The sequence below is a fragment of the Streptomyces sp. PSU-S4-23 genome, assembly GCF_055632315.1.
The window spans coordinates 2,288,172-2,307,270 of sequence record NZ_JBVMUU010000002.1; the positions used below are offsets into that span (position 1 = coordinate 2,288,172).

Below are 19,099 nucleotides of genomic sequence, written 5' to 3' on the forward strand. Positions count from 1 at the left end.
CAGAAAAGGAAGGGACCTCATGCCCCGGCTCGCCTTCGCCCAGAGCTTCTGGGACGGCTACGACACCCTGGAGAAGCCAGTTCGAGCCGGAGTGCGCAAGGCCATGGCGAAATTCCAGGCCATGAGCGTCGCCGAACTCAACGCGGACAAGGGACTGCACCTGGAGTCCGTCGAGAACGCCCGTGACCCGCGCATGCGCACCATACGCATCACCGACTTCTGGCGGGGCGTCGTCCTCGCCCCCGACGACGGCAGCGACATGTTCCTCCTGGTCAATGTCCTGCCGCACGACGACGCCTATACCTGGGCGGCGAAGCGTCTGTACAGCGCGAACTCCGCGACCCGGGCCCTGGAGGTACGCAACGCCGTCGCCCTGGACGAGCTGACACCGCTGTACGAGACGGCCGCACGCACGGCTCCACGGCTGCTGTTCGCGGACGTCTCCGACGGCACGCTGCGCGAGCTCGGTATCGACGACCAGGTGCTGCGCGCCGCGCGTTCACTGGTGGACAAGGCCCAACTGGAGGCGTTCTCCACGCTCCTGCCGGAGGACCAGCTGCAGGTGCTGCAGTACCTCGCCGAGGGGTTCGGCCCAGAAGAGGTCTACCGGGACGTCGTGGCCGTCCGTCGGCCGGCCGACGCACCCGCTGAGCCGGTGGAGGACTTGGCCACGGTGATCGCCAACACTCCCGCACGCGTCCGCCTGGTCACCGGGCCGCAGGAGCTGGAGGAGATCATGGAGAAGCCGTTCGAGACGTGGCGGGTCTTCCTCCACCCCTCCCAGCGGCGCGTCGCCTACCGCACCTCGTACGGGGGTCCCGTACAGGTCACCGGCGGCCCCGGGACAGGCAAGACGGTGGCCGCCCTGCATCGGGTCAAGCACCTGCTCGGCCGTTCCGAGGACGGCCGTATCCTGCTCACCACGTTCACGAACGCACTGGCCGCCGGACTGCGTGAGATGCTCGGCCTGCTCCTCGACGAGGACGAGAAGCTGCTGGCCAGGGTCGACGTGACGACGGTCGACGCCTATGCGAACGGCATCATCCGCGCGAAGTCGGGGGCCGCGCCCAGACCGATCGGGGACCGGGAACAGCGGCAGTTGTGGGAGAAGGCCGTCAAGCAGCTCGCTCTACCCTTCACCGCCCAGTTCCTGGCCCAGGAGTATCGGCACGTCGTTCTCGGCCAGAACCTCCGCGACCTCGACGCCTACCTCGGCGCAAGCCGCCGCGGCCGCGGCACCGGCCTCGGCCCCACGCGCCGCCGGGAGGTGTGGAACGGCGTGGAGCGGTTCGAACAGTTCCTGCGCGACCGCGGCGAGACCACACACCTGCGAATCTGCGCCCGCGCGGCGGAACTCCTCGCCGGCGAGCCGACTCCGTACGCCCATGTCGTCGTCGACGAGGCACAGGACCTGCACCCCGCACAGTGGCGTGTGCTGCGCGCCGCCGTGTCTCCCGGCCCCGACGACCTGTTCGTCACCGGCGACCCGCATCAGCGGATCTACGACTCCCGGGTCTCGCTCGGCTCCCTGGGCATCACCACCGCCGGCCGCAGCTTCCGGCTGCGCGTCAACTACCGCTCGACCGAGGAGATCCTCGCCTGGTCTGCGCGGCTCCTCGCGCCCGTCACCGTCGACGCGCTCGAGGGCGAGGGAACGGACTCGCTGGCCGGGTACCGCTCCCTGCTCCACGGGCGCCGCCCCCAGGCGCAGGGGTACACGACCCGGCAGGAGGAGACCGAGGCCCTGGTGGACCGGGTCCGGGCGTTGCTCGCCGAGGGCCTCGCACCGCACGAGATCGGCGTGTGCGCACGCTTCAACCTTTCCCTGGACGCGGCCGAGGAGAAACTGAAGGCCGCGGGCGTCCCGGTGCTACGCGTCAAAGGGCAGGTCGCGCAGGGGACCGAGGGGATACGGCTGGCAACGATGCACGCGATGAAGGGGCTGGAGTTCCGCGCGGTGTCCGTCCTCGGTGTCACCGAGGGCACCGTCCCGTTCGCCCGCGAGATCACCCCACGCGAGGTGGACCCGCTGCAGCACGACGCCGACCTGCTCCGGGAACGCTGCCTGCTCTTCGTCGCCTGCACCCGCGCTCGCGAAGCGCTGAGTGTGACGTGGAGTGGAACTCCGAGCCCGTTTCTGCCACGCACCGCCTGACCGGCCAGCAGGCAGAGCAGGTGCGGGGCACCCACCCCGGAGTACCCCGCACCTTCCTCACTCCGCCGGGGCCAAGGCGCCCGTGGCCAGGCCGTCACGGGCGACTTCGGCGAGCTGCCGGCTCAGCTCGTCGACCCTGCGCATTCCTTCCTCGTACGCGGACAGGGCTCGGAAGGCAGCGCCGTACTGACGCTGCTCGTCGATGCTCATGCGGGGAATACGGGCACCTCTGCCGTCAACGCGGTAGGTCCCACTGGCACTTGTGGACCGGCGGGTGTTGACGGAGCTGCGCAGGAATCCCTGCAGATAGTCCGTGTCGAGCTGTTCGCTGGCCGACACCGGTTCCGAACCGTCGTACGTGACGAGTCCGGCGCGGGCGAGATCCGCAACACTGGTGGTGGCGCCTTCCAGTGAGCCCGGTCCACCGCCCGCCGCAAGCTCGGGCAGGAGTGCGGTGAGTCGGCGGATCTGGTCCTCCAGCTCCTTGCACAGGGCGGCGTACTCACCGGGATAGTCACGGTGCCGGGACCGGAGATGGCTGCCGGGAGTCAGGTCGACGGTGTCGTCGAGCAGTTCGATCAGGGGCACGTCGGCGACCTGGTCGGGGCGTGGTTCCAGGCTGCCGTCGGGGCTGTTGCCAGTCAGGTCGACCATGCGCACGGTGTAGTTCGTATCCGCACTTGCGGTGTTCTCGGGGCGCTGCAGACACCACAGATGGACGGGCAGGGCGTGAGAGGTCGCCGTCCCCGGCGGCAGGGCGACCACTTGGCGCACGATGCCCCGGCGTACGAGTTCTGATCGGATGCGGCGGCCTGCCTTGCGGTAGGCGACCGAGGCCGGCATGACCATGAGGACCTGGCCGCCGGGCCCGGTGTGCGCATAGGCATGCTGGAGCCACGCGAGCTCCCCTTCGGCCTTGGACGGGGTACCGAGTTCCCAGCGAGCGTCGAGCAGCAGCTCCTCTCGCCCCCACTCGGTCACGCCTGCCGGCGGGTCGCAGACCACCAGATCCGCCTTGAGGTCCGGCCATTCGTCCGCGCGAAGGGAATCACCTGCCACGACGCGCACGCCTGATCGACCCAGTAGGTCGGCGCGGAGCTGCGCGAAACGGGCACTGTCGACTTCCATCTCCTGGCCGCAGCAGCGCATCCCGTCTTCGGAGGCGACGGACAGGAGCAGCACCCCGATTCCGCAGGCCGGGTCGAAGACTGTGGCGTCCGCCGGCAGCTCGGGAGCGTAGTGGCACACGGCCCGCACCACGCGCTCGGGAGTCACCTGGTCCGATCCCGCACGCCGAGCGGAATCCATGAACCGTTCAGTCAGTCCGTTCACGAGGTCGACGGGCGCTTCGGTTTGAACGAGCGCCTGTACGCGGGTGGCTACTTCATCCGGCACTCCCGGCTCGTCTTCTCCGGCCAGCACCGCGGCCACCTCAGCCAGGCCCGCGATCATCTGCTCCCCGTACGCGGCCCGCATGGCCTGCCACAGCTCGACCTCGGGTGACACCTCCTGGCCTTTGCGCTGCTTGTCCAGCCATTCCTGGACTTCTGCGAGCGCATAGAGCGGACTGTTCGCGGCGCCTCCCGCCGGCGCGGGGAAGTCGTCGTAGCGCCGACGCCAGTTGGAGACAGCGGCCCGAGTGACTCCGGCCAGCCGAGCGATCTCGGAACCGGTGACAAGTGGTCCGACCGATGAAGCGGCATTGTCCGTCATAGTCCCAGCGTACACGGGCCATCAATCTCATTTCGAGAAGTATATCCGTTGACGTCGTACACGTACTCATGTCAGCGTGTTGCGTGTACCTGGTTCTCATGAGCCAGTGCGACATCGGCGTGCCTCGCCTCAGTCGCCCTCATCCCCGTCCCGGTCCCGCGCCGCAGGGCTGCCCAAGCCTGTCTCACGCACCTGTCCTTGTTCCGTCCAGCCACGACCCCGAAGGCAACCGCGTCGAGCAGGCGAGCGTAATCGATCTCGATGAAGCCCTTGCGCCTGCCTTTGCCAGGGCCTCGCCTGAGGTAGATGCGATAGATCAGCCGCGGTCGGTGACCGGACTTGGTGCAGATGAGCCCCGCCATCGACACCCGCTTGGTGCCAGTGTCCGTCAGTCGCAGGCCAGGGTGTACCGCACGCTGAAGCGAGCACGCACCACCTCGGCGATCCGGGTTCGTTCCCGGCGAGCACGTTCCTCCGCAGTCAGCCCACCGCCGTCGCGCCATCGCCCGGCTCCGACGCGAGGAAGCTCAGATCAGTGTCGCCGCCGTCGCCCGCCGAGCGGACGTCTGACGCACCTTCCTCTACAACAGCGTCGAGGCCAGAGCCGCGGTTGCCGCAGCGATGACGCAGCCGGGCGAGCACCCATCCCGCACGCTCGCCGAACAAGACGACGAACGCGAGGCGACCTGGCGCGAACACGCCCTGAACGCCGAGGACGCCCTCAAGGCAGCCCACACCGAGATCCACACCCAGCGCACCCGCATCGGCGAACTCTTCGGCCAGATACGCGACTTGCAAGCCGGGTGGACCGAAGGCGCCATCCAGCGGATCACCACCGAGAACACCGCCCTCAAACAGCGTGTCCGCCAGCCCACCACCGACAACCGCACCCTCGACGAACAGCTCAAGGCCGCCCGCTCGAACCTGCGCTTCCAGGACCGGCACGTCGCCGGCCTCGAAGCCCGCCTCGCCGACCCTGGACCGACACCCTGATCCTGCCTTGCTGATCACGGCCGCACCGCGGCGCGAACAGATGTCGCATTTACATCGAATGTCAAATCGTGGTCCAACTCTACCTAGGGCTAGGTAGAGTTGGACCATGCCCCAGAAGCCTTCCGCTCCACGAATGACGCTGCCGACTCAATTAGTGCTGCGAGCACTTCTGGAGAAGCCCACTGAGGAGCTGTACGGGTTGGAAATCTCCGCCAGGGCGCAACTCGCCAGCGGCACGATCCATCCGATCCTGGCTCGTCTGGAGTCCGTCGGCTGGTTGATCTCACGCTGGGAGGATGCGAACCCGCATGAGCAGGGCCGTCCCCGACGGCGTTACTACCGGCTCAGCCCAGACGGAGCCGTGTCCGCTAGGGAAGCACTTGCCCGCGCCACGGCCAGCAGAAATGCACTCAGCGCACTGCGTCCCGGCCTCGCCGGAGGCGCCAGCACATGAGCCCGGTTCCCGTTGCCGACGATCCGAGCCTCGCCGGTGAGTTCAACTACAGTCACGCCAGCGGCCTGTCTCGTGACCTCATCCGTAAGCTCGCTCGAACCGATATCCGCGCCAAGAGGCTGGCTCATGGCCTCGCACTTCAGAAGCTGTTGTCTTTCCGGAGTTGGGGACTGCATTTCCACTGGTCGGGCGTAGGGTCGGCGGTCCTGTGGGAGTAGTGGCCTGTCGTGCTGTCGCTGCCTGGGAGGTCGTGGATGCCGTCGGTGGTTGGGCTGTTGGAACAGCGTGAGCTGGGTGCTCGCCGTCGTGTGGACGAGTTGCGGGAGGAGGCCGACCGCATCCAGGCCGAGCTGGCTGTGGCCGAGCGGGAATGGAAGGAGTGGGCCATCGCCCGCTCGCGGGTCGACGAGGTGCTGGCCTTGGTCGACGAAACAATGCAGGACCAGGTCCGGGCCGACCGGACCGCGCCAGTGCCGGATGCGGCGAAGGCGAAGTCGCAGGTGCCGGTGTGGCGGGAGGGGCTGGACAGGTCGGTGCTGTCGGTGGACTACCAGCGCATCCTGGACGTGCTCGCGGACCGGTGCCGGCTCGGTCAAGGGCCGCTGACCTGTCAGGAGATGGCCGCGGGGTTCGGCATGGAGGTGGTGCCGGCGCGTGTGGAGACATTGCGGTCGAAGGCGAAACGACTGGTCGCGCGCGGCTGGCTGGCCGAGCCCGCGCCGGGCCGGTTCACGCCTGCTGCGGGCGTGAGCGGGCAAGGCGGCGGGTCATGAGCAGGGTCATCGACCAGTAGACCATCACCTCGGCGCTGGTGGTGTGCCGCTCGTAGTCGCGTGCCAGGCGGCGGGTGCGCATCAGGTGGGCGAAGAACCGCTCGACGATCCACCGCTTGGGCAGTACCACGAAGCCGCGCATGTCGTCGCTGCGTTTGACGATCGCCAGGACCAGCGCGAGGAAGGCGAGGCAGTAGTCGATGAGGCTGCCGGTGTAGCCGCCATCGGCCCAGACAAGGGTGAGGCGGTGATGCGCGTCGGCCACCTGCGTAAGCAGCACCCGGGCGGCGGCGCGGTCGCCGACATCTGCGGCGGTGACCATCACCCCGAGCAGCAGGCCGAGGGTGTCGACCACGACGTGCCGCTTGCGCCCGTTGACCAGCTTGCCTCCGTCGAACCCGCGGCTGTCCGCACCGACGACCGCGTCCGCCTTCACCGACTGCGAGTCGATCACTCCGGCCGTCGGCTCCGCGTCGCGGCCCACCTCCTCGCGAACCTGCGCACGTAGCCGGTCGTGGAACTCCTTGACCAGGCCATGGTCGCGCCAGCGGCGGAAGAACGCGTACACCCGGTCCCACGGCGGGAAGTCGGCCGGCATCGCCCGCCACTTGATGCCGTTGTCAACGAGGTAGCGGATCGCATCGAGTGCAGCCCGGTGGCAGTACGCCTCCGGCCGGCCACCGCGACCGCGCATCCAGCCCGGCACCGGAAGCAACGGCCGGACGGCCGCCCACTCCGCGTCCGTCATGTCCGACGGGTAGCGCCGCTGCCGCAACCCGTTGTCGACGGCGTTTCCGAACCGGTGAGCCAGGCAGTCACACTCCCAGGTGACCGAGCTGGACTGCCCGGCATTCGGCACGAAAGACTGCTGCATCAAGGGCCTCCTGCTGCTCGGTGATTCGACACCAACGAGCTGTTCAGGAGGCCCTGTCCGTATGCGCCAAGCGCCCCACGATCACCCAATCGGGACTCTCGTTCGACGCGCATCTCTCAAGATCGAAAAAACAACAGCTTCTCAGCGTCTCGGCGCCACCAGCAGCGATGTCGATCTGGCGCTCGACTTGGCCGAAGCCGTCGCGCACCTCCATATCCGCGCTGTCCGGCTCTCGTCCGCGATCGATACGCCCCGTTCTGTCGAAGCTCGAACTGCCCACCTGGCCCAGGGGCTTGAGTATGCAGCCGAGTCCTCCTCCGAACTCGCGCTACAACTCGAACGCGTATACCCCCGCGGAAGCGCTCAGGCCAGACGCGTTGCTCAAGCCTGCGACGAAGCCACCACCGTGCTGCACAAGTTCACGACCGCCTTGCACGGTTCGGAAGATGCTTGTGCCTCCCCCAGGGACCAAAGGCGCGTGAGCCTGCCGGCACAGTGGCTTATCGGCTCCGCGGTTCGCATCCTCCCGGCTTCAGACCGGCCGCGATACACCGAGGAATGGCGCAGCGAACTCTGGGATCTCACCGCTGAGCCACGCCGCCGCCACCTCGCTCATGCACTTCGCGTCACGGTCCGCGCCTGGTCTACGCGACGGGCGATTCTGTACGCCCAGCGCGATGACGGCGCTTGGGAGTGGTGAGAAGAATGCGGGCTACAGGAGTAGCCGCCGTGGCTTCGCCATTCGCAACAGCGTTGCCTACGGGGGCAATGCCATGGCAGGCGGAACTTGCCCTGGCACTATCAGGGCCGCTGGTATACGGACTGCACCACTTCTGGATATACAGGCTGAGCCGCCGGGCTCTGGAATGCGCGCCCCGCAACGATGTCGTGCACGTACTCGCCTATGGCACAGGCCAACCTCCAAGTGACCGCGGATCGAGCCAAACCTGACGTCGACTCCCGTCTCCAACCACGGCCCGTCCACCTACTCCAGGGGACGGGCCCTCCCACGGCCACCCGGACGAGCTACAGCAACGGCCCAACTCGCTGTCAGGGACATATAGCCTATGAATCATCGCAGTTCAGAGACGGTTCACGAGTTCCTAGGGCCGGTAAAATTGGGTACAAACGTTCGAATGGGAAGGCCGTGATCACTCAGGCGCTGTCCTACCTCTCGTGGCTGCGGGATCACCGGCACGAGTTCGAGAGCCTGGTGAAGGAGCGGCTGGGCGACGAGGCGGCCGGCTCGGTCGACCGGGGCAATCCGCGTCTGGTGTGCATCGCCGGGGACTTCACGTCGCACGACACGAACGCGCTGGAGGAAATCGGCCGCCGGATCGATCTGGTGAGCTACCGGGACTTCGGCGGGGGCCTGCTGGCTCTGCAGCTGGTCGCCTCCGTGACCGGCTCCTCGGCACTGTCCCGGCCTCCGGCCACGCCCTCGAACACGAGTGCATTCTCGGAGGGTTCTGGGGGTGGCGGTTCGACGGTCAAGTCGGTCCGGCAGTTCTACGACGAGTCGCCTCAGTCGCTGCGGGACCTGTACGCCGACCTCGACGCGATGCTGATCTCCCCTGCTGATGTGCAGAAGGAGTTCCAGCTGCATTACGTCGCCTACCGGCGGATCAAGAACGTCGCGACCGTCCGCTTCCAGCCGCGCAGCCACACCCTCGTGGTCCGGCTTGCGGTCGATCCCGACACGGTCGAGCTGGTCGAGGGCTTCTCCCGTGACGTACGCAGGATCGGCTGTCTGGGGACTGGTCCTCTGGAGCTGCGGATCCGGTCACACGAGGACCTGTCGAGAGCCGGCGAGCTGGTCCGGCGGAGCATCGAAGGCCGCTGACCCAGATCGCGGGGGCCAGGGGCACATCAGAGTTCCGATGCACCCACGGCCCCCGTTTTACGTGCCTTCATGGATGGCGGTCTGGCGTGGTCTGGTCTCATTCTTCAGGGCCTGCCAGTACGAAGTCGTCCTGGGTCAGGGCGCGCTGGAGTCGCTGTTCGGCGATGTCCGCATAGTGGCCGGACAGTTCGATTCCGATGAACTGTCGCCCCTCACGAAGCGCGGCGACGCCCGTGGAGCCGGATCCGGTGAAGGGGTCCAGGACGGTGCCGCCGGGTGGGCAGATCTTGACCAGCTCCTGCATGACCTCGACGGGCTTCTGGGTGATGTGCACCCGGTCCTTCCTCGGCTGACTCGCCGTGTAGAGGCCGGGAAGGTAGACGGGGTTGCGGTCTGCGTCGACCGGCCCCTTGGTGCCCCAGACGATGTACTCGCACGACTGCTTCAGGCGGCCCTTCTGCGGCCGGGAGACCGGCTTGTGCCAGGAGGCGATGCCTCGCCAGGTCCATCCTGCGGCCTGCAGGGCGTCCGTCGTCGTCGGCAGCTGCCGCCAGTCGGTGAAAACCAGTGCGGCGCCGGACTCAACGGTGGCCCGGTATGCCTCGGTGAGCAGCAGGCCCAGCCAGAACCCGTATGAGCGCTGGTCGCGATTCTCACCCGGGAAGTTCGCCAGCAGATGCTCAGCGTCGGCGGAGGTGTACTTCGAGCGGGCGGTGCGGCCGGTGCGCTCGGCACTGGTGCGTCCGCCGCTGTTGTACGGAGGGTCGGTGATCACAGCATCGACGCTGTCGTCGCCGAGGCCGGCGAGCACAGTCAGTGCGTCGCCTCGGTGGAGGGTGTACGGCATCCGGGAGTTCTCGCTTTCCGGGGTTTCGGTCGTGGCGCGAATTTCCCTTCGGGAGTCGCGCAGCAGTGGCTCCGGGCGGCATCGGGAGTAGCCGTTCGGGGCGGTTGATGGGCGGGAGGTTAGCGGCTCTCTCCGGCCTCACCCAATAGTCCAGGGCCCGCCTGCCGCGCCCGTATTGCACCGGATTGAGGGTCGTTTGGTGCGGCCGGAAATCGCGTCTACTGTCTCGCCTTGTTCGCAGGACGGGGCTCGGTCCCGCTCCTGCTGATCTGCGTTTTTCTGTGCTGCCTCGTCCAACGGGACAGCACTGGAATCGCAGTTGAGGTGTGTTGTCGACGAGCCAGAGGAGGCATTCCGATGTGGTGCCTGAGATTACGAGCGCGGCTGGCTGCCGCACCCTGATGACGCCTCCGGGTTCTGGGAGTTAGTAGCCCCGGATACCGGGTTCCTCTCCTTCCTAAGGAAGTTCGGATTCACACCGGCGCGGCGCCGGTGACCTTTTCCACGAGAGACCGGCGCCGCGCCACCACACGTAAGGAGCTGCGTATGCAGCATGCCCAGAAACCCTCATTCCGGTGGCGGCCTTGAAGAAGACCGGCACCGTGGTGGGCCTGGTCGCCACCGGTCCCCTGCTCCTGGCCGCCCCGTTCCTTGTCGTGGCCGCCAAGGACGCGGCAGCCTGCACGGCCAGTCGCGCACAGTCTGCGGACAGCGCGGCGGTCGCTCGACAGGTGGAGTCGATCCTGAACGGCGGCAAGGGCGATTCGGTCTCGATCGCGGGTCTGAGTGATCCGGCCGAGCAGATACCGCACGCCAAGACCATCGTCGCCACAGGCATCGCGCTCAAGGTGCCGGCGCGGGGACAAGTGATCGCCTTGGCGACCACGTTGCAGGAGTCCGGCCTGCGGAACCTGCCGTACGGGGACCGGGATTCGCTCGGCTTGTTCCAGCAGCGTCCGTCGCAGGGCTGGGGGGCGGCCGAACAGATCCGGGATCCCGTGTACGCGGCGACCCAGTTCTACACGCACCTGTTGAAGATCGACGGGTGGCAGCAGCTGACGGTCGCGCAGGCCGCCCAGGCGGTCCAGCGCTCGGGCTATCCGGACGCGTACGCCAAGTGGGAGGACCTGGCCACAGCTCTGCAGTCGGCGATCGCGAAGGCCCTGGGCTCCCCGGATGACGACACAGGGTCGAGCAACGCTGCCAATTCCACCGGTTCCAGGTGCGTGGTCGAGGGCGGGGAGGACGGTGCCGGCTTCGGCGCGATTCCCGCCGGAGCGCTGCCGGATGGGTACGAGATTCCCGTCGATGCGCCCGCCGAGGTGCGGACCGCGATCCGGTGGGCGCTCGGCCAGCTCGGCACTCCGTATCAGTGGGGTGGCTCGTGTACAGATCCGCACGGGCTGGACCCGATGGGGCGCTGCGACTGCTCATCGTTGATGCAGCGCTCCTACGCCGCCGCCGGCGTGACGCTGTCCCGTACGACCTACACCCAGGTCAAGGAGGGCAAGGCCGTATCTCTGGGCGCGGTGAAGCCGGGCGATCTGCTGTTCACCGAGGGCACCGCCGCTGCCCCCGATCACGTGGGCATGTACATCGGCTCCGGGCTGATCGTGCACGCGCCGCATACCGGTGACGTAATCCGGATCACCACGCTCGCCGCGTGGGAGTCCCAGGTGCTGGCCGTGCGCCGCATCGCCAACTGAGCCCGCGCACCTCGCACTTCCCCTTCTCTCCGGCTCGCTTCGGGCCGTCATTCCCCCAGCCGAAGGACCTCCTCCGTGAAGCGCAGAGCGACTCTGCCCGCGACTGCTGCCGTGGTGCTGGGCGGCACGGTGCTCCTCGCCCCGTCCGTGCAGGCTGCCTCCTGCGACTGCATGGTCTCCATGCTGATCCCTGGCTCCGCGCCGTGACGGCCGGGCCGTAGGCCCCGTTCCGGGGCCATCGCCTCCCCCTCCTCCCCCCCTTCTTCCCGCTTCCCGGGCATCTCCGTGTGCCCATTTTCGAACTGGAGTTTCCGTGAATCTTGCCGATCACGTCCGTTATCTGGCTTATGACCCGGGGGTGACCCCGAAGGAGGGCGGCCTGCCGGGCCTGTCGGTCCTGAAGGAGGTCATCTCCTCGATCAACCTGTTCGGCATCATCGCCGTCGTTGGCGCCCTGGCCGTCTCCGCCGTGGTGTGGGCCTGGGGTCACCACTCCGGCTCACACCAGGCCGAGGCCAACGGCAAGAAGGGTGCCACGGTCGCCGCCGGCTGCGCGCTGCTGCTCGGCGCCGCGAACGGGATCGTCAGCTTCTTCTCCGCACTCGGCTCCCAGGTCCACTGATGCGAACGAAACAATCCGCCACGCACGCCCGCGCAGGCGGCGCATCAGGACTGCGCCACCGGATCCTGGCAGGGATCGTGGTCCTGGCCGCCCTCACGGCAGTCGCGGGGCTGATCGCGTATCTCACCCGCGATCGCCACATAGTGGTCCCACCCTCTGCCGCCAGCACGACGAGCGCGGCGACAGCAACGGCGGGCGCCGCTCCGTTCCCGTCGGCCTCGGGGCCCGTCGGCAAGGGGTCGGTGGCCAAGCCCCCGAGGACGACCGACCCGGTGGTTTTCGGCAAGGCGTTCGCCAAGACCCTGTGGGCCTACGACAGCCGCACCCTCTCGCAGCCGCAGCAACTGGCCGGACTGAAAGCGTGGATGACCGGCGAGGAGAAATACACCGACTGGCCCTCGGTCACCGCCCAAGTGCCCACGAAGGACCTGTGGAAGCAGCTACGGTCGAACGGCCAGCACGCCACCGCCCGCATCAGCGAGGGTCACATCCCCGCAGCCTTCACGGCCGCACTCAACGAGAACCCGGGCGCGATCAGCACCGCGTACGTCTACGCGGTCACCGTCACCGGCACCCAGTCCATCGCCTGGAACGGCGGCGGTGCCGGTGCCGAATCCCGCGCGATCACGCTCGCCGTCCAGTGCCGCCCCCACGAGCACTGCGCGCTGTCCGGCATCGCACCGGGCGTCAGCCCTTGACCCCGCACGACAAAGAGAGGAGGCGTCTGCCATGCCAGTGAACGTCTGCGACTGGCCCCTGATGTCCAGCGTCTGCGACAGCGTCACCAGCGGGGTCGGCGACGCCATCACCGACGGCATCGGCGCCTGGATCGCCAAGTCGACCGGTGAGCTCGCCGCTTCGGCGGCCGACCTCGCCGCCGATGCCGTCAACGCCACCACCGCGGTGAACCTGAACGCGTCCTGGTTCCGCGACAACTACGAACTGCTGCTGCCGATCGGGCTGATCCTCACCGTCGGCACCTTCTGCCTGGCCCTGATCCGCGCCGCCTGGCGCCGCGACTCGGAGTCACTGTTCGACGCGCTGAAGGGCACAATCACGGGCGTCTTCTTCGCCTTCACCGCGATCGCCTTCACCACCGTCGCCCTGACCGTCGTCGACGCACTGTCGGACGGCCTGTTCACGCTCGCCAAGAGCAGCGTCTCCGACGCGGTACGCCGCGTGGTCCTGGTCAGCCAGTTCGGGCAGTTGGGTGCGCTGGGTTGGCTGGTCCAGGCTCTGGTCGCGCTCGGCGCCGCCATCGGCGCGTTCATGTACTGGGGCGTGATGGTCTTCCGCAAGGTCGGCATCCTGATCCTGGTCACCTTGGCCGTGTTCGCCGGCGCCGGAGGCGGCTGGGAGGTGGCCAAGCGCTGGCGGCGCGGCTGGATCGAGGCCACCGCCACGCTCGTCGTCTCGAAGCTGCTGATGACGGTGGTGTTCCTGACCGGCGTCTCGGCGATGGGCAAGGCCGATGCGAAGGACGGGCTGTCCGCCTTGTCGGATGCGATGGCCGGCATCGTCGTACTCGCTCTGGTGATGCTCACCCCGTTCGCCACGTACAAGTTCGTGCACTGGGCCGCCGACGGCGGAGGCGGCGAGGACCTGCACCGCTCCGGGGCCTCCGGGATGGTCACCGCCGCCCGCGGGGCCAAGACCGCCGGGCAACTCGCGGTCCAGGCCAGCACCGGCAACCCCGCTCCGCAGGGCCCGGCGACCGTGCCAGGCATGGGCTGGGGCGGGGTCGCCTCTGGGATCGACCCCACCGGCGGCAACAGCAGCACCGGTACCCCGAAGCAGGTCCGGTTCCGCTACGGCGAGGATCCGGGCGCCACCGGCGACAAGGGCACGCCGCTCATCAAGCGCCCGCCAGCCGACGGTGACCGGGGCCAGCCGCTGATCCGGCGTCCCGGACAGCAGGCCGCGGCGAACGCCCCAGCGTCGTCGAGCTCCGCGGCAGCCGAGGCACCTGCGAGCCCGCAACCCCAGGGGCCTGCGACTCGGCTACGGCCTCCGGCCGCGCAGGGAGGCGCGGCCTCGTCCGGCGCTGGTCCCTCTCCGCAGGGCTCGGCGACACCGCAGCAGTGGGTCTACCCCAACCCACCGCAGGGCGGATCGCGCTCCTAGCCCCTGGCTGACACGGGGTGGGCCGCCGCCACCAGGACGGCCCGCCCCCTCCCTCTATCTCTGCACTTCGTTTCAAGGACGGCTTCGCCATGCTCTCCGACACCTCACCGACCGAGGCCCCGGCCACGGTCAAGTTCCCGCACCGCTCCCGGCGCGGCGTGCTGCTCGGCCTGACCGCCGCCCAGCTCGTCGTCGTGGCCGCCACCAGCCTGCTGCTTCTCGCGGTGCTGCTCACCGCCGGCGTCACCGGAGCCCTCAAGCTGATACCGGTGTGGGCGTTGGTCGCGGTCGCGGTCTTCGCCCGGCACCACGGCCGCTCACTCGCCGACTGGTCCCCCATCGTGCTCCGGTACGCGCTTCGTCGTGCCCGCGGCCAGCTGCTCTGGCTCGCTCGGCCTTCCGCCCGGCCGCGCCGGGAGGGCCTGCTGCACCTGCCCGGCACCGCTGCCTCCCTGCGTGTGGTCGCCTCGCCCGACCGCCGTGTCAGCGCCGTTCACGACCCGCATCAGCAGACTCTGACCGCCGTCGTGAAGATCTCCAGCCGGGCCTTCGCGCTGCTCGATCCGGCCACCCAGAACGCCAACGTCGCCGGATGGGGCCGCGCCCTCGCTGCCCTGGCCCGTACGGGACACATCGCCCGGATCCAGGTCCTGGAGCGCACCGTCCCGGACTCCGGTGACGCGCTCAACCGCTACTGGGAGGACCATGGGCGCCCCGACACCCATCTCGCCGGGCCCGTCTACTCCGACCTGCTCGCCGCCGCCGGTCCTGCCGCCGCGCCGCACGAGGCGTACGTTGCCCTGGCCTTGGACCTCAAGGCTGCCCGTAGGTTGATCAACCAGGCCGGAGGCGGACTCACCGGTGCCTTCGCGGTCCTGGCACAGCTGACGGCGACCTTCGACCAGGCAGCCCGCAACGCCGGGCTCGCCCCTGCGGGATGGCTGACCGGCAATGAGATCGCCGCCGTCGTGCGCACCGCCTACGACCCCGAGGCGTCGGCGGCGCTGGACCGCTGGTCGGCCTCCGGGCGCGCGCAGGCCGTCCCGGCAGCCGCCGGCCCGGTGGTGCTGGTGGAGAAGGCCGACCGGATCCAGACCGACACCGCGCACCATGCAGTGTTCTGGATCGAGAACTGGCCCCGGATCGAAACTTCGCCCGGCTTCCTGCACCAACTGCTGTTCGCCTCCGGCGTGCGCCGCACGCTGTCCCTGACCTACGCGCCCAAGGGCCTCGATGCCGCACTGAGGGACGTCCAGCGCAAGAAGGCCACCGTGATCGCGGACGCCGCCGAGCGGCAGCGCAAGGGCCAGGTCGACTCCGAGGAGGACTCGGTCGAGTACGCCGATATCAAGGCCCGTGAGCGGCAGCTGATCGCCGGCCACGCCGATGTCGCCCTGACCGGTCTGCTCACCGTCTCCGCCGAGAGCGATGAGCAGCTCAACGCCGCCTGCGCCGCCGTCGAGACCGCCGCTGTCGCCGCGCTGGTCGATCTGCGCCGTCTGACCTGGCAGCAGGCCGAAGCCTTCACCAATGCGGCCCTGCCTCTGGCCCGCCCGTAGCGCTCCGTCCTCTCACCCGCACTTCGCCGAAGGGCATCGCCATGCTGACCCCGCAGCCGCCGCTGCCCGACCTCGCCCCGGATTTCGTGCCGTTCGCCACCGCAGCGCTCGACTTCCACCGCAGCATCAACATCCCCGCCGGAACGGTCGCGGCCAGCCGCGCCGAGCTGGACTCCCTGCACGCCCATCTGATCTCCCTACACGGCCTGTTCGACGCCCACACCACCCGCACCGCCGTGGTCGCCGAGGCCGAGGGCGACCACCTGCGCGCCGTACGGACCCGGCTGTGGCAGGCCGTCGAGCATCTGCACGCCGCGTACCACGCAGCTCCCCGCCCCTCCGCCAGCCAGACGCCGGCCCCGGAGGCGTGCCGGGCGGGGCTTCCCGAGGGTGCCCCGGAGCTGTCGATCTGTCAGCGGCATCTCGCCACCGCCGCCCGGGTCCGTCGCCAGACCACCCCGGCCGAACTGCACGACCCGTTCACCGGCCTCATCCGCCACTGACCACCACCCGAGGAGTTCTTGACCCATGGCGATCCGTACGCGCGCCAGCGCCAGCCCCCTGTTCACCCCGCGCAAGGCCAGCCGCGCCACCGCCCGCGCCGCGCGGGAGGAGTTCGCCGCCGCCCGCCACACCGCCCACCGCGCCGCCCACCCCGAAACCCGTCCCACCTCCGCCGGTGGGGATCCGGATCTGCGGGCCACCTACCCTGCGTCGGGGAGGCCGGGCCCCGCCTCCACCCGAGGCGGCCTCCTCAAACTGCCCGCACACCGAATGACGACGGCCACCGCCAGCGGCGCGTACCCCTTCCTCGCCGAAGGCGGACTCGGCGCACAAGGCATCTACATCGGCCGCGATGTCCATGCCGAAGCCGCGTTCACCTACGACCCGTTCGCGTTGTACGGGCGGCTGGAGGGCTTCACCAACCCGAACATCCTGCTCGCCGGGATCATCGGCATGGGCAAGTCCGCCCTCGCCAAGTCCCTCGCCGTCCGAGCCGTCGCCTTCGGCTACCGCATCTACGTCCCCTGCGACCCCAAGGGCGAGTGGACAGCCGTCGCCCAGGCCCTCGGCGGCAACACCATCGCCCTCGGCCCCGGCCTCCCCGGCAGGCTCAACCCCCTTGACGCGCCCGCCCGGCCGTACGGCATCAGTGAGCAGGACTGGACCAGCGAGGTCCGCAAGCGACGCCTGCTGCTGCTCGGCTCCCTCGCCCGTACCGTCCTGCGCCGCGACCTGCACCCGATGGAGCACACCGCGCTCGACATCGCCCTCGACCAGGTCGTCGCTGCCGCCGAGGCCACCGGCGCCACGCCGCTGCTCGGCGACGTCGCCCACGTCCTGGGCACACCAGCGCGGCTCGACGCGGCCACCGGCGAGCTGTCCGGGCGGCTGGGCCAGGCCGCCGAAGACCTTGCCCACGCCCTGCGCCGCCTCGTCTACGGCGACCTGGCCGGGATGTTCGACGCCCCCTCCACCGTCACCTTCGACCCGGCCGCGCCGATGCTGTCCATCGACCTGTCCCGGCTCGGCGGCATCGGCGACGACACCGCCCTCGTCCTCGCCATGACCTGCGCCTCAGCATGGATGGAGGCCGCCCTCGCCGACCCCACCGGCGGCAGGCGCTGGGTGATCTACGACGAAGCGTGGCGCGTCATGCGGCACGTCGCCCTACTGGAACGCATGCAGTCCCAGTGGAAGCTCTCCCGAGGACTCGGCATCGCCAATCTGATGGTGATCCACCGGCTGTCCGACCTGCTGACCGCAGGCGACGCCGGATCACGGGGCCGTGCACTCGCCGAGGGCCTGCTGACCGACTGCTCCACACGGATCATCTACCGCCAGGAAGCAGACCAACTCGCCACCGCCGCCACCCTCCTGGGCCTGACCGGCGTCGAGACCCAGGCCGTCTCCGCCCTCACCAAGGGACGCGGCCTGTGGAAGGTGGCAGGCCGGTCCTTCATCACTCAGCACCTCCTCCATCCGCGCGAGCGCGAACTCTTCGACACGGACGCCCGGATGCATGCAATCCCCCGCGAGTTCACTGCAATTGAAGGTTTCTCAGCCTCGTCCGCGCCGCACGCCCGCTGAGCGGCGCCCCGTCGGCTCTCTACCGCAATTTCCCGGCCTCGCCAAACGCCTCCAGGCCCGGATCCTCGGCACACCGCCCCTCATGCCACACGCCTGCGCGAAACCGCCCACCACGCCACAGAAGGCCAACACATGTCCGAGCCCATTCCCGCCATCCGTATCGCCCGCCGTCCCACCAGCGGCGTCACCGCAGAAGGCGGTGACGCATTCGCCGCCACGCTCCTGGAACGGGCCGGATTCGTCCCCCAGTCCTCGATCCGCCAGTCCTGGTACCGGCTCCACTACGACATGGGCGAGGACTACGAGAACGAAAAGGCCACCTACGCCTACGAGATGCTGACCGCCGCCCGCTACCCGGTGGTCATCGACCCGTCGCTGCTCCTGTGCAATGACCGCACCGGCACGCCCCCTCTTGCCGCCACGCACGACGTCTACAACCAGACTCTGAGCGCGCTGATCGACGAGATCGTCCACGCCGACGAAGCCGTTGAGGTCGCCGCGCTCCTCTACGTCCTCACCGACGAGAAGATCGGCATGCTGCCCGCGCTCCGCGAAGTGGTGGAGAAGGCCGGCTTCGACCCGCACATAGTCATCGGCCGCCACCCGGACCTGGGGATTGTGGCCGCCAACCGGCACAACACCCCTGTCATCGACCACGTTCTGCGGCGCGTGGGCTTTGAGCCCGTTCCTGACCGCCGCCAGTTGTACGCGCTGGCCGAGCCCGACCGGGACGGGATCCGCCGTACCCGCCAGGCCGTGCAGAGCCTGCGCATCGTGCGCTACCAAGTGGCTGTCGACGCTGATCTCGAGCCCGATTCGCTGCCACCCCGGCCCTTGCACAACCGCCACCGCGACCCGGTCGAGAGTCTGTCCGGGCCGAACGCACACGCTCGCGCCCTCGCCTCCGACATCGCTTCCGGCCGCCTGGTCCTCCTCGATCAACTGCGCGATCCGGAAGGCGCCCTGCGCGCCGTCGGAGCCTACCCCGCCACGGGCGAGGGCGTCCTGCTCTACGGCGAGGGCGACCTGCGGTACGTCGAGACCCGGCTCGCCGATACCGACCGTGCGCTCGCGGCCTTCGCCCACGTCCGCGGCAATGGCCACCCAGTGCCGCCACCGGAGCCGCTGGCACGGGCAGCCACTGCTGTCTCTCCCGCCCGCTCGGCCCTGCGCCTCCCGGGCCGTGCGGCGACCGGCATCCCGGGGAACCACTCCTTGGCTGCATCACCGGCTGCCGGACCGCGGGCGCCAGGGCACCGCTCCCGCTGATCAGCACCTCCGTTCCCAGAACTCCAGGAGCACACTGCAATGGCAAAAAAACCCGACGTCGCCTTCGGTCTTCACC

Annotated in this window: 18 protein-coding genes and 1 pseudogene; 15 read left to right on the plus strand and 4 right to left on the minus strand. The window is 69.1% G+C overall.

Annotated elements, in window-relative coordinates; translation table 11 throughout:
- The first annotated feature begins 19 nt into the window (after window positions 1-19).
- On the plus strand, window positions 20-2,155 hold the full coding sequence (locus ACZ79I_RS11160; protein ID WP_471496558.1) for a UvrD-helicase domain-containing protein: 2,136 nt from the start codon (window positions 20-22) through the stop codon (window positions 2,153-2,155).
- Window positions 2,156-2,212: 57 nt separating this feature from the next.
- On the opposite strand, the gene ACZ79I_RS11165 is transcribed toward ACZ79I_RS11160, so the two are convergent.
- Entirely contained in the window at window positions 2,213-3,868 is a 1,656-nt protein-coding gene (locus ACZ79I_RS11165; RefSeq protein ID WP_471496560.1) for an N-6 DNA methylase, read from the minus strand.
- 230 nt (window positions 3,869-4,098) lie between these two features.
- A pseudogene (locus ACZ79I_RS11170) lies at window positions 4,099-4,257 on the minus strand (IS630 family transposase); the annotation flags it as partial.
- Window positions 4,258-4,489: 232 nt separating this feature from the next.
- Here ACZ79I_RS11170 and ACZ79I_RS11175 point away from each other — a divergent pair.
- From ACZ79I_RS11175 to ACZ79I_RS11185, 3 genes are all read left to right on the plus strand, one after another.
- The gene (locus tag ACZ79I_RS11175) at window positions 4,490-4,861 is read left to right on the plus strand and encodes a hypothetical protein (protein ID WP_471496561.1); all 372 of its coding nucleotides are present in this window, start codon (window positions 4,490-4,492) and stop codon (window positions 4,859-4,861) included.
- 106 nt (window positions 4,862-4,967) lie between these two features.
- A complete protein-coding gene (locus ACZ79I_RS11180; RefSeq protein WP_471496562.1) occupies window positions 4,968-5,315 on the plus strand; it encodes a PadR family transcriptional regulator in 348 nt (115 codons plus the stop codon).
- Window positions 5,316-5,569: 254 nt separating this feature from the next.
- The gene (locus tag ACZ79I_RS11185) at window positions 5,570-6,088 is read left to right on the plus strand and encodes a hypothetical protein (protein WP_471493252.1); all 519 of its coding nucleotides are present in this window, start codon (window positions 5,570-5,572) and stop codon (window positions 6,086-6,088) included.
- On the opposite strand, the gene ACZ79I_RS11190 is transcribed toward ACZ79I_RS11185, so the two are convergent.
- Window positions 6,045-6,962, minus strand: coding sequence for an IS5 family transposase (locus ACZ79I_RS11190; protein WP_471493253.1), 918 nt, complete (start codon window positions 6,960-6,962; stop codon window positions 6,045-6,047). The two genes, ACZ79I_RS11185 and ACZ79I_RS11190, sit on opposite strands and share 44 nt — an antisense overlap.
- On the opposite strand from ACZ79I_RS11190, the gene ACZ79I_RS11195 reads away from it, so the two are divergent.
- Both ACZ79I_RS11195 and ACZ79I_RS11200 read left to right on the plus strand, forming a co-directional pair.
- On the plus strand, window positions 6,916-7,662 hold the full coding sequence (locus ACZ79I_RS11195; protein ID WP_471496564.1) for a hypothetical protein: 747 nt from the start codon (window positions 6,916-6,918) through the stop codon (window positions 7,660-7,662). The two genes, ACZ79I_RS11190 and ACZ79I_RS11195, sit on opposite strands and share 47 nt — an antisense overlap.
- A 447-nt stretch (window positions 7,663-8,109) precedes the next feature.
- Window positions 8,110-8,805, plus strand: coding sequence for a DUF5655 domain-containing protein (locus ACZ79I_RS11200; RefSeq protein ID WP_471496566.1), 696 nt, complete (start codon window positions 8,110-8,112; stop codon window positions 8,803-8,805).
- Between the two features lie 97 nt (window positions 8,806-8,902).
- Here the strand turns inward: ACZ79I_RS11200 and ACZ79I_RS11205 are convergent, their stop codons facing one another.
- Window positions 8,903-9,652 (minus strand): DNA-methyltransferase, encoded by a 750-nt coding sequence (locus ACZ79I_RS11205; RefSeq protein ID WP_471496567.1) that lies wholly within the window; start codon window positions 9,650-9,652, stop codon window positions 8,903-8,905.
- 584 nt (window positions 9,653-10,236) lie between these two features.
- Here ACZ79I_RS11205 and ACZ79I_RS11210 point away from each other — a divergent pair.
- The 9 genes from ACZ79I_RS11210 to ACZ79I_RS11250 all read left to right on the plus strand — a co-directional run bounded on the left by ACZ79I_RS11210 (window position 10,237) and on the right by ACZ79I_RS11250 (window position 19,023).
- A complete protein-coding gene (locus tag ACZ79I_RS11210) occupies window positions 10,237-11,358 on the plus strand; it encodes a C40 family peptidase (protein WP_471496569.1) in 1,122 nt (373 codons plus the stop codon).
- Window positions 11,359-11,433: 75 nt separating this feature from the next.
- On the plus strand, window positions 11,434-11,565 hold the full coding sequence (locus ACZ79I_RS11215) for a hypothetical protein (protein WP_471496570.1): 132 nt from the start codon (window positions 11,434-11,436) through the stop codon (window positions 11,563-11,565).
- Window positions 11,566-11,671: 106 nt separating this feature from the next.
- On the plus strand, window positions 11,672-11,980 hold the full coding sequence (locus ACZ79I_RS11220; protein ID WP_381084094.1) for a DUF6112 family protein: 309 nt from the start codon (window positions 11,672-11,674) through the stop codon (window positions 11,978-11,980).
- Window positions 11,980-12,678, plus strand: coding sequence for a hypothetical protein (locus ACZ79I_RS11225; protein WP_471496573.1), 699 nt, complete (start codon window positions 11,980-11,982; stop codon window positions 12,676-12,678). The genes ACZ79I_RS11220 and ACZ79I_RS11225 overlap by 1 nt, the downstream gene beginning before the upstream one ends.
- A 37-nt stretch (window positions 12,679-12,715) precedes the next feature.
- Window positions 12,716-14,104 (plus strand): SCO6881 family protein, encoded by a 1,389-nt coding sequence (locus ACZ79I_RS11230; RefSeq protein ID WP_471504873.1) that lies wholly within the window; start codon window positions 12,716-12,718, stop codon window positions 14,102-14,104.
- An 89-nt stretch (window positions 14,105-14,193) separates the two neighbouring features.
- Window positions 14,194-15,663, plus strand: coding sequence for an SCO6880 family protein (locus ACZ79I_RS11235; protein WP_471496575.1), 1,470 nt, complete (start codon window positions 14,194-14,196; stop codon window positions 15,661-15,663).
- A gap of 41 nt (window positions 15,664-15,704) precedes the next feature.
- Window positions 15,705-16,166, plus strand: a complete 462-nt coding sequence (locus ACZ79I_RS11240; protein WP_471496577.1) for a DUF6238 family protein — start codon at window positions 15,705-15,707, stop codon at window positions 16,164-16,166.
- Between the two features lie 25 nt (window positions 16,167-16,191).
- A complete protein-coding gene (locus ACZ79I_RS11245; protein WP_471496579.1) occupies window positions 16,192-17,754 on the plus strand; it encodes an ATP-binding protein in 1,563 nt (520 codons plus the stop codon).
- A 132-nt stretch (window positions 17,755-17,886) separates the two neighbouring features.
- The gene (locus ACZ79I_RS11250; RefSeq protein ID WP_471496581.1) at window positions 17,887-19,023 is read left to right on the plus strand and encodes a hypothetical protein; all 1,137 of its coding nucleotides are present in this window, start codon (window positions 17,887-17,889) and stop codon (window positions 19,021-19,023) included.
- Window positions 19,024-19,099: the final 76 nt, after the last annotated feature.

Bases quoted from the DNA above. Each gene is read 5' to 3' on its own strand.
- ACZ79I_RS11190 (WP_471493253.1), bottom strand. From the start codon at position 6,962: ATGCAGCAGTCTTTCGTGCCGAATGCCGGGCAGTCCAGCTCGGTCACC.
- ACZ79I_RS11245 (WP_471496579.1), top strand. From the start codon at position 16,192: ATGGCGATCCGTACGCGCGCCAGCGCCAGCCCCCTGTTCACCCCGCGC.
- ACZ79I_RS11240 (WP_471496577.1), top strand. From the start codon at position 15,705: ATGCTGACCCCGCAGCCGCCGCTGCCCGACCTCGCCCCGGATTTCGTG.
- ACZ79I_RS11165 (WP_471496560.1), bottom strand. From the start codon at position 3,868: ATGACGGACAATGCCGCTTCATCGGTCGGACCACTTGTCACCGGTTCC.
- ACZ79I_RS11160 (WP_471496558.1), top strand. From the start codon at position 20: ATGCCCCGGCTCGCCTTCGCCCAGAGCTTCTGGGACGGCTACGACACC.
- ACZ79I_RS11180 (WP_471496562.1), top strand. From the start codon at position 4,968: ATGCCCCAGAAGCCTTCCGCTCCACGAATGACGCTGCCGACTCAATTA.
- ACZ79I_RS11235 (WP_471496575.1), top strand. From the start codon at position 14,194: ATGCTCTCCGACACCTCACCGACCGAGGCCCCGGCCACGGTCAAGTTC.
- ACZ79I_RS11185 (WP_471493252.1), top strand. From the start codon at position 5,570: ATGCCGTCGGTGGTTGGGCTGTTGGAACAGCGTGAGCTGGGTGCTCGC.
- ACZ79I_RS11225 (WP_471496573.1), top strand. From the start codon at position 11,980: ATGCGAACGAAACAATCCGCCACGCACGCCCGCGCAGGCGGCGCATCA.
- ACZ79I_RS11250 (WP_471496581.1), top strand. From the start codon at position 17,887: ATGTCCGAGCCCATTCCCGCCATCCGTATCGCCCGCCGTCCCACCAGC.
- ACZ79I_RS11205 (WP_471496567.1), bottom strand. From the start codon at position 9,652: ATGCCGTACACCCTCCACCGAGGCGACGCACTGACTGTGCTCGCCGGC.
- ACZ79I_RS11175 (WP_471496561.1), top strand. From the start codon at position 4,490: ATGACGCAGCCGGGCGAGCACCCATCCCGCACGCTCGCCGAACAAGAC.